Origin of the sequence: Streptomyces sp. NBC_00019, assembly GCF_045041015.1 — a bacterium.
Taxonomy (GTDB): Bacteria; Actinomycetota; Actinomycetes; order Streptomycetales; family Streptomycetaceae; genus Streptomyces.
Genome location: NZ_CP108302.1, coordinates 9148737 through 9161381, shown reverse-complemented (window position 1 = coordinate 9161381; position 12645 = coordinate 9148737). Strand labels below are relative to the sequence as shown.

At 71.0% G+C, this 12645-nt stretch carries 13 protein-coding genes; 9 read left to right on the top strand and 4 right to left on the bottom strand.

Going from position 1 to position 12645, the window contains the following annotated elements:
• The first annotated feature begins 64 nt into the window (after positions 1-64).
• A complete protein-coding gene (locus OHU89_RS42420; protein WP_405650516.1) occupies positions 65-1177 on the top strand; it encodes an ABC transporter substrate-binding protein in 1113 nt (370 codons plus the stop codon).
• A 68-nt stretch (positions 1178-1245) separates the two neighbouring features.
• Here the strand turns inward: OHU89_RS42420 and OHU89_RS42415 are convergent, their stop codons facing one another.
• Together OHU89_RS42415 and OHU89_RS42410 are read right to left on the bottom strand one after the other, a co-directional pair.
• Complete coding sequence (locus tag OHU89_RS42415; RefSeq protein WP_405650514.1) at positions 1246-2421, bottom strand: MFS transporter; 1176 nt, start codon at positions 2419-2421, stop codon at positions 1246-1248.
• A 115-nt stretch (positions 2422-2536) separates the two neighbouring features.
• Complete coding sequence (locus OHU89_RS42410; RefSeq protein ID WP_405654889.1) at positions 2537-3520, bottom strand: LysR family transcriptional regulator; 984 nt, start codon at positions 3518-3520, stop codon at positions 2537-2539.
• A gap of 115 nt (positions 3521-3635) precedes the next feature.
• Between OHU89_RS42410 and OHU89_RS42405 the strand changes: the two genes are divergently transcribed.
• Genes OHU89_RS42405 through OHU89_RS42375 form a run of 7 tightly spaced genes read left to right on the top strand, consistent with a single transcriptional unit; the run spans position 3636 to position 10335 of the window.
• The gene (locus OHU89_RS42405; RefSeq protein WP_405650512.1) at positions 3636-4619 is read left to right on the top strand and encodes a fumarylacetoacetate hydrolase family protein; all 984 of its coding nucleotides are present in this window, start codon (positions 3636-3638) and stop codon (positions 4617-4619) included.
• Positions 4616-5578, top strand: a complete 963-nt coding sequence (locus OHU89_RS42400) for a cyclase family protein (RefSeq protein ID WP_405650510.1) — start codon at positions 4616-4618, stop codon at positions 5576-5578. The genes OHU89_RS42405 and OHU89_RS42400 overlap by 4 nt, the downstream gene beginning before the upstream one ends.
• Positions 5579-5601: 23 nt before the next feature.
• Positions 5602-6732, top strand: a complete 1131-nt coding sequence (locus OHU89_RS42395) for an FAD-dependent oxidoreductase (protein ID WP_405650508.1) — start codon at positions 5602-5604, stop codon at positions 6730-6732.
• On the top strand, positions 6729-7727 hold the full coding sequence (locus OHU89_RS42390) for an amidohydrolase family protein (protein WP_405650506.1): 999 nt from the start codon (positions 6729-6731) through the stop codon (positions 7725-7727). The genes OHU89_RS42395 and OHU89_RS42390 overlap by 4 nt, the downstream gene beginning before the upstream one ends.
• Before the next feature lie 4 nt (positions 7728-7731).
• Positions 7732-8664: a VOC family protein gene (locus OHU89_RS42385; RefSeq protein WP_405650503.1), complete on the top strand. Its 933-nt coding sequence runs from the start codon at positions 7732-7734 to the stop codon at positions 8662-8664.
• A 7-nt stretch (positions 8665-8671) separates the two neighbouring features.
• Positions 8672-9601, top strand: coding sequence for a fumarylacetoacetate hydrolase family protein (locus tag OHU89_RS42380; RefSeq protein ID WP_405650502.1), 930 nt, complete (start codon positions 8672-8674; stop codon positions 9599-9601).
• Entirely contained in the window at positions 9598-10335 is a 738-nt protein-coding gene (locus tag OHU89_RS42375; protein WP_405650501.1) for an SDR family NAD(P)-dependent oxidoreductase, read from the top strand. The genes OHU89_RS42380 and OHU89_RS42375 overlap by 4 nt, the downstream gene beginning before the upstream one ends.
• Positions 10336-10718: 383 nt before the next feature.
• On the opposite strand, the gene OHU89_RS42370 is transcribed toward OHU89_RS42375, so the two are convergent.
• Positions 10719-11510: an SAM-dependent methyltransferase gene (locus OHU89_RS42370; protein WP_365399044.1), complete on the bottom strand. Its 792-nt coding sequence runs from the start codon at positions 11508-11510 to the stop codon at positions 10719-10721.
• A 145-nt stretch (positions 11511-11655) separates the two neighbouring features.
• On the opposite strand from OHU89_RS42370, the gene OHU89_RS42365 reads away from it, so the two are divergent.
• Entirely contained in the window at positions 11656-11856 is a 201-nt protein-coding gene (locus OHU89_RS42365; protein WP_405650500.1) for a hypothetical protein, read from the top strand.
• A gap of 210 nt (positions 11857-12066) precedes the next feature.
• On the opposite strand, the gene OHU89_RS42360 is transcribed toward OHU89_RS42365, so the two are convergent.
• Positions 12067-12546 carry an SRPBCC family protein gene (locus OHU89_RS42360; protein WP_405650499.1) on the bottom strand — a complete coding sequence of 160 codons (480 nt, stop codon included), beginning with the start codon at positions 12544-12546 and terminating at the stop codon, positions 12067-12069.
• Positions 12547-12645 lie beyond the last annotated feature (99 nt).

The following is a 12645-nucleotide window of genomic DNA, read 5'->3' as shown; positions in this document are numbered from 1 at the left end:
TCACATCCCAAGGGCCGAGAACGACCCCAAAACCGCTTGCCCCTCCGCGGGGGTGGTGGATGCAATGTCCGGCATGATCACCTCGGAGCACCCACCCCGGCGAGACGGATCGTCCGTCCGGATCGGCGTCCTCGTTCCACTCACTCGCCCTGGCTGGGTCGAGGCGGGCCGGCACGTCCTCGCGGGCCTCGAACTGGCCGCTCGCGAAGTCAACGAGACCGGCGGGATCGCCGGTAGCCCCCTGGAGCTGGTGGTCCGGGACACCGCGGCCGATCCGGAGAAGGCCGCGGCGGCCGTGGACGAGTTGGCTCGCCTGGGTGTGGCCGCCCTGGCCGGGGAGTATCACAGCGTCGTCGCGCGGGCCGCCGCCGGCCGCGCCGACGCCCTCGGGGTGCCGTTCCTCTGCTCGTCGGCGGTGCTCGACGCGCTCACGGAACAGCCGACGGACTGGGTCGCGCGCCTCTCGCCGCCGCAGTCCCGTGGCTGGCGGATCTACGCGGACTTCCTCCTCGGCGCGGGCCACAGCCGTATCGCCGTGGCGACGCAGCCGAGTGTCTACTGGGCATCCGGGACCCGCATCCTGCGAGACCACCTCGCCGAGCGCGGCGGCACCGTCGTCGAACTCGACATGAGCGCGCTCGCCCCCGCGGCCGTGTGCGACGCGCTCGTCGAGCAGCGCGCCACAGCCCTCCTTCTTCTGGTCGGACACCCGGAGCCGGCCGTCCCGGTCGTCGAGTCCGTCCGCCCCGACCGGCGTCTCGCCGAGGTCCTGATCGGTGCGCCGGCCGGGCAGCCGGAGTTGACCGAATGGGCGGCACTGCTGGGCGAGGACGGCGCCGGGGTCCCGTTCCTGCGCTATCTGCCCGAGCGCCTCACCCCACTCGGTGCGCAAGTCGAGACAGCCCTTCGCGAACGGCTCGGCGAAGCGCCCTCCTTCGTGGCCTTCGAGGGCTACGACACGGTCGCCGTCCTCGCCGATCTGCTGCGTACTCACGGTACGGACCGGGCGGGCATCGCCGGATCCTGGCCGCGCGTCGCGGTCGAGGGCACCCGCGGGCGGATCGGGTTCTCCCGCATGCCGGGCATCAGTGTGTGGCAGTGGGCCTCGCCGCCGGTCCAGGTCGTCGATCGCGATCCGGCGGAACCCGGCCGCTTCCGGATCCTGCATACGGGCTGAGGGTGCAGGGCCACGCGGGCCGAAAGCGCAGGGCGGCGCCCCGTCGAGGAGCGCCGCCTTCGTCCTGTCTAGGCGGCGTGCTCGTGCTCCACGACCGCCGACCGTCCCGCGAGCAGCAGTCCGCCGGCGACCAGCCCCGAGGCGAGCCCCAGGACGCCGACGGCGGTGGCCAGGCTCCCGACCACGGACTCCAGCCCGATCAGGATCAGCGGGCAGACGAACTCGCCGAAGAAGAAGGCCGCCGTCCACAGTCCGGTGCCGCGCCCGCGGTCGGCGTAGTCCAGCCTGGACATCGCGACGGTGAGCAGGGACGGCAACAGGACCCCCGTACCGAGGCAGTTGAGCACCGCGCCCGCGATCAGGAGCACGGGGCCGCTCGCCAGCGCCATGACCACGAACCCGGTGCCGCACAGCGCGAACACGACGGGCAGCCGGCTCGCGGGGGTACCCGGCAGCCTGGTGAACGCGATCGATCCGGCCACCGTGGCGGCACTGGCGAGGGCGGTGGCCAGGCCGATGACGCCGGTGGAGGTGATGCCCAGGTCGTCGAGCAGATAGGCCGTTTCGACGGGCACGGTGTAGAAGACCATGGCACCGAACACGGTCAGTGCGCAGATGCCGGCCAGCCGTCGGACGGGGAACGGGCGTGACTCGGTGGTGAGTTCTTCGGAGGCGTCGTCCTGGCGGAGCCTGGGCAGGGCGGTCGCCATGAGGGGGGCCAGCAGCAGGCCTACCGCGTAGATCCAGAAGGGTGCGCGCCAGCCCGCCGAGCCGGCCGCGCCGCCGATCACGAAGAACGCGGTGGCGGAGGCGGAGGCGCACATGGTCTGCAGGGCGAGATAGCGGTCCCGGACACGGCCCGTGTAGTAGTCGCCGATCAGTGTGGTGCAGCAGGTCATGATCGCGGCCTCGGTGATGCCGACCAGGACCCGGGAGGCGACGATCGCGCCGAGCGAGTCGAGCCAGAGCGGGGCGGTGCCGAAGAGCGCGTACAGCACGGTCGCCACGACCAGCAGGCGTCTGCGGCCCAGCCGGTCGACGATGACGCCCGCGAAGGGTGCCAGCAGGGCGAGCGCCAGCGCCGGGACGGTCAGGACCACGGGGACGAGCGTCTTGGCGCCGGGTACCGAGTCGAAGTGGTCCTGCATCTTCGGCAGCACGGGGGCTATCAGGACCGCGCCGAGGACGGGCAGACAGCTGCCGGCCATCAGGAGAGGGGCGCGCAGGGGGACGGATCCGGGCATGGCGGGGCTCCACGTAAGGGGGCAGGAGGTGCGGCGACTGCGCACCGGAGGGAACTGCGCCCGAGCGGCGGGCGTCAGGAACTGCCCCGACTATGAACCGGCTCGCCCGCCGCGCCTACCCCTCAGCCGATCGATCTCCCGGATCGGGATCATCCACCGGCTGGATGCCCTGCCCCTCCGTCGCCTCGCCGTCGTGTCCCGTCACCGAGGCCCCGACCCGTGCCGCCGTCTCGCGCAGCCACATGTGCGCGGCGTCGTGGGTGTGCACCGGATGCCACCACAGGGCTTCCTGGAGGGGCACGGACTCATAGGGCGCCTCCATGATCCGCACGGGGGCCACGCCGCGCAGCCGCTCGGCGAGGAGCGCCTGGACCAGGGCGATGCGACGGGTCCCGGCGACCAGGAACGGCAGCACCGTGAAGCTGTCGACGGACACCTCGACCTTGGGTTCGATGCCGAGCATGCCGAGCTGGCGGACCGCCGGGGCGTCGTAGGTGCGCTGGTACGTCACCCAGGGCAGCCGCGCCACATCGGCCCGGGTGAGCCGCTCGCCCACGTCCGGATTGTCGTCGGCGACCAGGAAGACCCACTGGTCCCGGTAGAGCTCGGTGGCGGGGAAGCCGCTGATGATGCCGTGCGGCATGAACAGTCCGTCGGTGGTGCTCAGGAGGGTGCCGGCCTGCTCGACGATGCCGGTCGGGGTCTGGACGAAGCGCAGCCGGATGCCGGGGGCCTCCTGGTGGACCGTGCGGGCGAGTTCGGCGCCGAAGACGGCCACCGCGTAGTCGGAGGACACGATCGTGAACTCCCGCTCCTCCACCGCCGGATCGAAGTCCGCCTGGCTGGTGAAGAGGCGTTCCAGCAGATCGCAGGCGGTGGAGGTGCGGTCGAGGAGGACCTGGCCGAGCGCGGTCAGCTCGTAGTGGCCGCCGACGCGGGAGAGCAGGTCGTCGTCGAAGTGGCGGCGCAGCCGGGACAGGGACGCGCTCATCGCGGGCTGACTCAGACCGACCCGGCGCCCGGCGCGCGTGACGTTGCGTTCCTCCAGGAGGGCACGCAGGGCGACCACGAGGTTGAGGTCGAGGCTGGCCAGGTTCATCGCGCGCCCTTCGGTGGTCATAAATCGCATGGATGATCCGCATCCACGGAATCGATTTCCCAGATTACGAGAGGAGGGCCCAGATTAGTCACATCGCCATCAGGAGGACACGCCCGTGAAATCTGCAGCCTTCTCCGGACCGTTCGCACTCGGTACCTTCTCCGCCCCTGACCAGGTCCCTTTCCCCGGCCTCCTGGTCCCCGAGGGGCGGGTGCTGGACCTTCGGACGGCTCTCGACGACCCCGCCCTGACGACCCGTGCGGTCTTCGAGCGCTGGACCGAGCTGCTCCCCCGGCTGCACGAGCTGGCGGCGGACCCGAAGGCCGACCGCCGGCCCCTGGAGGGCCTGCGCGTCCACGCTCCCGTCGAGCCCCACCAGATCTTCCAGTCCGGTGCCAACTACCGGCAGCACGTGATCGACCTGGAGGTCGCCCACCGCTCCCCCGACGACCCGCGCACGGTCGAGGAGGCGCGGGCCGAGATCGCCGAGATCATGGACCGCCGGGCCGCCGAGGACCTGCCGTACGTCTTCATCGGACTGCCGAGCGCGATCACCGGCCCTTACGACGACGTCGTACTCCCGTCCTGGGCCGAACAGCCGGACTGGGAGCTGGAGTTGGCGGCCGTGATCTCCCGGCCCGCCTACCGGGTGTCCGTCGAGGAGGCCCTGGAGTACGTCGCCGGGTACACCATCGCCAACGACCTCACCGACCGCGCCACTGTCTTCCGCCGGGACATGAAGGCCATCGGCACGGACTGGCTGCGCAGCAAGAACGCGCCCGGCTTCACCCCGCTCGGCCCGTGGATCGTGCCCGCCGGGTCGATCGCCGACCCCGGTGACCTGCGGGTCACGCTCCGGCTGAACGGCGAGACGATGCAGGACGAGTCGACCAAGGACATGCTCTTCGGCGTCGCGCGGATCGTGTCGTACGCCTCCCAGACCTCGCAACTCCTCCCGGGGGACCTGGTGTTGACGGGTTCCCCGGCCGGAAACGGCATGCACTGGGGCCGGTTGCTGCGGGACGGCGATGTGATGGACGGGTCGATCACGGGTCTGGGCGCCCAGCGCACGCGCTGTACCGCGGAGGTTCCCCGGTGACGCTCGACCGGACCGACCCCGAGGGCGCGATCGCCGAGGCCGCCAAGGCGTACTCCAACTGGGGGCGTTGGGGCGAGGACGACGTGCTCGGCACCCTCAACTTCCTCGGCGAGGCCAAGCGGCGCGAGGGTGCCGCGCTCGTCCGGCGGGGCGTGAGCTTCTCCCTCTCGCAGTCCTTCGACGTGAACGGCCCGCAGAAGGGGTGGCGGCGGCGCACGAACCCGGTGCACACCATGCTCGACACCGGTACTGACGCGGCTCTCGGCAACCAGGGCTTCCCTCATGGCATCGGCGGCGCCGACGACGTGATCGCGATGCCGTTGCAGTGCTCGACGCAGTGGGACGGGCTCGGGCACATCTTCGACCACGGCAACGCCTGGAACGGACGGCGGGCCGAGAAGGTCGTCACCTCCGACGGTGACCTCGTCACCGGCATCGAGCACATGGCACCGCATGTCGCCGGCCGGGGCGTACTCCTCGACGTGGGCCAAGTGATCGGCACCGACGGCGAGTTGGCCGACGGTTTCGCCATCACCGAGGACCACCTGACCGCGACCGCCGAAGCCCACGGCGTGAGTGTCGGCCGCGGTGACATCGTCGCCGTCCGCACCGGACGCCTCGCCCGGGCCCGGCGCGAGGGCTGGGGGGACTACGCGGGCGGTGGCTCCGCCGGGCTGTCGTTCACCACGGCCGGCTGGCTGCACCGCACCGAGATCGCCGCGATCGCCACCGACACCTGGGGCTTCGAGGTACGGCCCAACGAGTTCGAGCACGCCTTCCAGCCGCTGCACCAGGTCGCCATCCCGCACATCGGCCTGCTGATCGGTGAGATGTGGGACCTCGACACGCTCGCCGCCGACTGTGCGGCGGACGAAGTGTACGAGTTCTGGCTCACCGCCGCGCCCCTGCCCATCACCGGGGCCGTCGGCTCCCCGGTCAACCCGATCGCCGTCAAGTAACCGGCGGAACAAGGGAGTTCCCCATGAGCACACCCCACAGAGTCCTCGTCATCGGCGGCGGCGCCTCCGGCAACGCGGTGACGATCCTGCTGCGCCGCGCCGGCCTCGCCGTGGAGTTGATCGAGGCCAGGCCGGACTGGAACGCCACCACCGGCTCCGGCATCACCCTCCAGGGCAACGCCCTGCGCGTGCTGCGCGAACTCGGCGTGTGGGAGGAGGTGTCGGCCTCCGGGTACGCCTTCGGCTCGCTCGGTGTGACCATCCCCGACGGCACCGTGATCCACGAGATCGAGGACATCCGCACCGGCGGTGAGAATCTGCCCGCCACGCTCGGCATGCAGCGGCCCCGGCTCCAGCAGATCCTCATCGACGCGGTCCGCGCCTGCGGAGCCACGGTCCGACTGGGCACCACGGCCAGGACCCTGGAGCAGGACGACGACGGTGTCTCGGTGCGCTTCAGCGACGACACGACCGGCCGCTACGACCTGGTGATCGCCGCCGACGGTCTGAACTCCACCACCCGCGCCGCGATCGGCATCGCCGACAAACCGGAGCCGACCGGCATGGCCATCTGGCGCACGCCGGCCCCGCGCCCCGAGGGCGTCACCCGCACCGACCTCGCCTACGGCGGCCCGGCATACATCGCCGGCTACTGCCCGACCAGCGAGAACACCATCTACGCGTACGTCGTCGAGGCCAACCGCGACCGCGCCTCCATCCCACCGGAGACGTACGCGGACGAGATGCGTCGGCTCGCGCAGGCGTACGGCGGTGTCTGGCCGGAGATCGTCGAGCACATCACGGACCCGGCGAAGGTCAACTACACGTGGTTCGACAAGCTGCTGGTGGAGGGCTCCTGGCATCGCGGCCGGGTCGTCCTCGTCGGCGACGCCGCCCACTGCTGCCCGCCCACCATCGCCCAGGGCGCGGCCCAGTCCCTGGAGGACGCCTCCGTCCTCGCGGAGCTGCTCTCGAGCGGGCGCGACTGGGACGAGGACCTGTTCCAGGCGTACTACGAGCGCCGTATCCCCCGGGTGCGGACCGTCGTCGAGGCGTCCGTGCAGATCGGGCAGTGGCAGCTCGACGGCGTGCGGGACGCCGACGTGCCCGGGTTGATCGGCCGCACGATGAACATCCTCAAGGAACTGCCGTGACCCCACCCACCGTCGACGTGCACGCCCACCTCCTGGTCCCCGAGGTCGAGGAGGCCGTCGCCGGACTCCCCGGCCTGGCCGAGGCCAAGGCACTGGACGCCCGCCGCAACGGCGCCGCGTCCCTCGCGGTCAGCGGCCCGATGGTCCGCTCCATCGTCCCGAAGGCGACCGACGTCTCGCTGCGGCTGGCCGCGATGGACGCCCAGGGCGTGGACATCCAGCTGGTCAGCCCCTCCCCCTCGCACTACCACTACTGGGCGGACGAGGAGACGGCCGAGAAGGTGTACCGCCTCGCCAACGAGGCGACGGCCGCGCACTGCGCGCAGGCCCCCGACCGGCTCCGCGGGCTGGGCATCGTCCCGCTGCAACATCCCGAACAGGCGGTGCGCGCCCTCGCCCACGCCCTGGATCAGGGCCTGTCGGGAGTGGAGATCTCGTCCCACGCCCCCGGCAGGGAACTCTCCGACCCGGCCTACGCCCCCCTGTGGGCCCTGGCCGAGACGACCCGCGCCATCCTCTTCCTGCACCCCTTCGGCTGCACCCTCGACGAGCGCCTGGACCGGTGGTACCTGTCCAACGTCGTCGGCCAGCCCACGGAGAACGCCGTCGCACTCTCGCACCTCATCTTCTCCGGAGTGCTGGACCGCCACCCCGGCCTGAAGATCGTCGCCGCGCACGGCGGCGGCTATCTGCCGACCCACATCGGCCGCTCGGACCACGCCTGGTCGGCCCGCTCCGACGCGGGCGCCGGCTGCGCACACCTGCCGAGCAGCTACCTCAGGCGGATCTGGTTCGACTCCCTCGTCCACGACCCGCACGTGCTCCGGGAGTTGATCCGGGCCGTCGGCGCCGACCGAGTGGTGCTCGGCTCCGACTTCCCCTTCGACATGGGCACCGAGGACCCCGTCGGCGCCCTGCGCGCGGCCCGGCTCTCCGACCCCGACTTCCACGCCGTACGGGGCGGCAACGCCGCCGCCCTCCTCCGGAAGGACTGACCTCATGCGTCTGCTCACCCACCTGCGGCACGTCGACCTCGCCGTGCCCGACTACGACAAGCAGCTCGACTTCTACGCCGGCGTCTGGGGCCTGACCAAGGTCGCCGAGGACTCCGGGATCTCCTTCCTCGCCGCCGAGGGCTCGCCGGAGCAGTACGTGGTCCGGCTGCGCAAGGCCGAGGAGAAGCGGCTCGACCTCGTCTCGTACGGCGCCGCCTCCACGGCCGACGTGGACACGCTCGCGGAGGAACTGCTCGCGGGCGGCGTCCGGTTGATCTCCCGGCCCGGCAAGGTCGACACCCCCGGCGGCGGTTACGGCTTCCGCTTCTTCGACGTCGACGGCCGCACCATCGAGGTCTCGGCGGACGTCGAGGTCCGGCAGCACCGCAGGATCGAGGAGAAGGAGGCGATCCCGGTCAAGTTGTCGCACGTCGTCCTCAACTCCCCCGATCTCAACGTCACCCGTGAGTGGTACGAGCGGCACCTGGGCTTCCGGCTCTCCGACACCCTCATGCACCCGCGCATGGGCGAGGCCATGCACTTCATGCGGATCAGCAACCAGCACCACTCCATGGCCATCGCCCAGGGCCCGCACACCGCCCTGCACCACGTCTCCTTCGAGATGCGCGGCATCGACGAGTACCTGCGCGGCTCCGGCCGGGTGATCCGGGCCGGCCACAAGAAGCTCTGGGGCCCGGGCCGGCACACCGCGGGCGACAACACCTTCACGTACTTCCTGGACCCGCACGGCAACACGGTCGAGTACACGACGGAGCTGGAGCTGCTGGACGAGGACACCTGGCATCCGCACGTCTACGACTTCTCCCAGCCCGAGATCGCCGACCAGTGGGGGACCGCCAACCCGATGAACGAACTGGTCGCCAAGGAGTCGTTCAACGACGTCGACCGCGGCGTGTTCGTCGCCCCGCCGGTGTGAGGCCCCCGTGCGCATAGCCACCTATCTCCACGAAGGCCGCCGTCGGGTCGGTGTCGTCGAGGACACCGTCGTACGTCATCTGCCCGACGGCATCTCACCGGTCGAGGCCGCGTTCGGCGTGCGCCCGACCGGAACCGCCGTGCCGCTGGCCGACGTACGCCTGCTGGCACCTCTCCAGCCCCCCACCGTCCGGGACTTCGTCACCTTCGAGGAACACGTCGAGGGCGTACGGCGCTCCATCGACGGCAACGCCGGGGTGCCGGAAGCCTGGTACGACGCCCCGACCTTCTACTTCACCAACCCCTACGCGGTCATCGGGCCGTACGACGACGTGCCCGTGCCCCCCGGTTCGCGAGTCCTGGACTTCGAGCTGGAGGTCGCCGCGGTCATCGGCCGCGAGGGCCGGGACCTCACGCCCGAGCAGGCCCGGGACCACATCGTCGGCTACACGATCCTCAACGACTGGTCCGCCCGCGATCTGCAGTCCCGTGAGATGCAGGTCAACCTCGGCCCCTGCAAGGGCAAGGACACGGCCGCCACGCTCGGGCCGTACCTGGTGACCGCCGACGAGTTGGAGCCGTACCGGGACGCGAACGGGTTCCTGCGCCTGTCCCTGACGGCCTCCGTGAACGGTGAGGTCATCGGCAAGGACCTGCTCTCCAACATGAGTTGGACCTTCGAGGAGATGGTCGCCTACGCCTCACGCGGCACCGTCGTCCGACCCGGTGACGTCCTCGGTTCGGGCACCTGCGGCAACGGCGGCTGTCTGGCGGAGCTCTGGGGTGTGAAGGGCCGCCAGGAGCCTCCGCCGCTCAAGCCCGGCGACACCGTGACGCTCACCGTCGAGGGCATCGGCACCGTCTCCAACACCGTGGTCGCCGGTGTCGACCGGGTGCCGCTGCCGACCGGCCGTCGCCGTACCCGGGAGCGGCCGTGAAGCGGCTCAAGGGCAAGGTGGTGGTCGTCACCGGCGCCGCTCGCGGCCAGGGCGCCGCCGAGGCCGAGACCCTCACCCGGGACGGCGCCCGGGTCATCGCCACCGACGTTTCGGACGCCCCGGGCTGTCGCCGCCTCGACGTCACCAGCGACGAGGACTGGGCCGAACTCGCCGCGGAACTGCGGGAGTCGTACGGCCAGGTCCACGGCCTGGTCAACAACGCGGGCATCACCTGGCGCGCCCGCATCGACGACGTACGCCCCGAGGACTTCGCCCGCGTCCATGCCGTCAACGTCACCGGCCCATTGCTCGGCATCCAGCATCTCGCCCCGCTGATGCCGCCCGGCTCCTCCATCGTCAACGTCGGTTCGACGGCCGCGCTCACCGGCCACTACCCGGTCGCCTACACGGCCAGCAAATGGGCCCTGCGCGGACTGTCGAAGGCGGCGGCCACGGAGCTTGGCCCGCGCGGCATCCGCGTCAACACCGTGCATCCCGGCTTCATCGAGACCGAGATGACCGCCTCCGCCGCCCCCGCCTTCCGTGAGGCCAACATCCGCGAGACCCCTCTCGGCCGCACCGGCACGGTCGCCGAGATCGCCCCGCTGGTGGCGTTCCTGCTCTCCGACGACGCCTCCTTCATCACCGGCGCCGAGATCCCCGTCGACGGCGGCCTCACCGCACACGGCGGCGTCAAGTCGATCTCCGACGCCCTGCGGGACGGGGCGGCATGAGGCGGCTCGGGCGGCGGCCCGCTGCATGAGTGCTCCCGCGCGGCGGCCGCTCCGTTCTCGTCGAATCCTCCTCGCGGGACATCCGTTTGACCGCGACCGCCGAACAGGAGGGCACGGGAAGCACCGGACAGGCTCCTGGCGGGTCGGCGGCCGGGAGCCCGTTGGGCTGCTGCGATGCCGTGTGCCGGATCCGGGGCGACGACCGACCGGACGGACGGCGGGCGGGCGGGCGGATGCCGTAGGGCGACTCGGACTGCCCACCTGCCCGCCAGTCGAGCACCGCGGCCAGGTCGTCGGTCGTCCCCCAACGGTGTGCTGCCATGCGCCGGCACCTCGCAGCATGCGGTGACCACTCCCTCCATCGAGGAAGAGGCGCGCCGCTGTCACGGCTTGCGGCCCACACCCCCGAAGTCGTCGACCTCCGGCCCCTCGCTCCCGGCCGGTCCCGGGCGCCAGCGGGACACCGAGACCACCCCTGGGTCGACCAGCTCCAGGCCGTCGAAGAAGCGGGCCAGCTCCTCGGGGCTCCGGTTGACCCGCGGGTTGTCGCCCGCCTCGTTCCACTGCTCGATCATGGTGCGCATGGCCTCGGGGTCGAGCACCTCGGTGTCGTCGCAGAGCACGACGTGGCTTCCGGAGGGCAGTGCCTCGACCAGGCGTCCGACGATGTCGTACGCCTGGTCGTCGACGATGTGGGCGGTGATCCCCAGCAGCACGAGCGCGATGGGCTGGGTGAAGTCCAGCGTCTCGGCGGCGGTCCGCAGGATGCCCTCGGGGTCGCGGATGTCGGCGTCGATATAGGCGGTAACACCCTCGGGCGAGCTGGTGAGCAGGGCCTCGGCGTGGGCGAGCACGACGGGGTCGTTGTCGACGTAGACGATCCGGGTCTCCGGGGCGATCCGCTGGGCGACCTCGTGGGTGTTGTCGGCGGTGGGCAGGCCCGTGCCGACGTCCAGGAACTGGCGTATGCCCACCTCGCGGACGAGGTGTTCCACCGTACGGACGAGGAAGGCCCGCTGGGCCCGGGCTATGTCGAGGATCTGCGGGTTCGCCTCGACGATCTGGTCGCCGACGAGGCGGTCGATCTCGTAGCAGTCCTTGCCGCCCAGCCAGTAGTTCCAGATCCGGGCGGAGTGGGGCACGTCGCTGTTGATGAGCTTGGCGTCAAGTGGCATGCGAACTCCCGGAGTTGATCTGATCTGGCCTCACCTCACCGCCTGCCGGTACGGCACGTCAAGCGCTGTCAGGAAACGGCCGGGTCAGAGGTGCGGGCAATGCATTAGTTGCACACATTTGAGCAATAACCTAAGTTGCACACCAGTGGGCAATCAGGCGCAGGCGGTGCTCGACACCGTGCACGAGTCCTTCGCCCACGGCGCCGCCCGGACCAGCCTCATCGGCGGGATCATCATGGCCGCCGGCACGCTGATCGTCCTCGCGGTCCTGCCGGGCCGCCGCAAGGCCGGCGCGGACGGCCATGCGGAGCCGCGGACCGCGCCGGAGGAGCGCGCGGGCGTCTGAGCGGACGCCACTGGAGACCGGAGCCTCGCCCCCGGTCTCCTCACCCCGATACGGGCCGTGCCTTGTGCGGCACACGGTCCCGGACGGTGCCGGGAAGGGACACCCGGCACCGCCCTGTTCCGCCGTCGGACAGCTGATCGCCGCTCCCGCGCGATCGATACGCTGCGACCGTGGAGAACAGGACCGGTGACTCCCGGGCTCACGAGCGGCTCAGGTGAGAGGTGAACCGGGCTCGTCGGGCCGGATACGGCCGCGCCAGGCACCGGACTCGCCGCCGCGGTGCTCGATGTAGTCCTTGAAGCGCCGCATGTCTCCCTTGATACGGCGGTCGAGCACACCCAGCATGTCCGCGCCCTTCTCGGCGACACCGCTGGGCTCGACGTCCATCGTGAGCTCCACGCGCGTGTGCGTCGGGTCCAGCTCCTGGAACCTGACCGTTCCGCGCTGGCGGATGTCGCCCTCGACGACCCGCCAGGTGATCCGGTCGTCCGGGAGCTGGTCGACGATCTCGGTGTCGAACTCGCGCCGCACCCCGCCGATCTTCGTCGTCCAGTGGTTGTGCTTGTCGTCGAGCTGCCGCACCTCCTCGACGCCCTCCATGAACTGCGGGAACTTCTCGAACTGCGTCCACTGGTTGTAGGCGGTGTGGACGGGGACCTCGACGTCCACCGATTCCTTGACCGTGCTCATCAGCTCTCCTCCTCAACTCTCGTCGTCCGCGCCGGGTACCCGGCGGAAACGGAGCGAAGACCGCCGGTGCGTACGGATGCGCGGAGGCTGTGAGTTCCA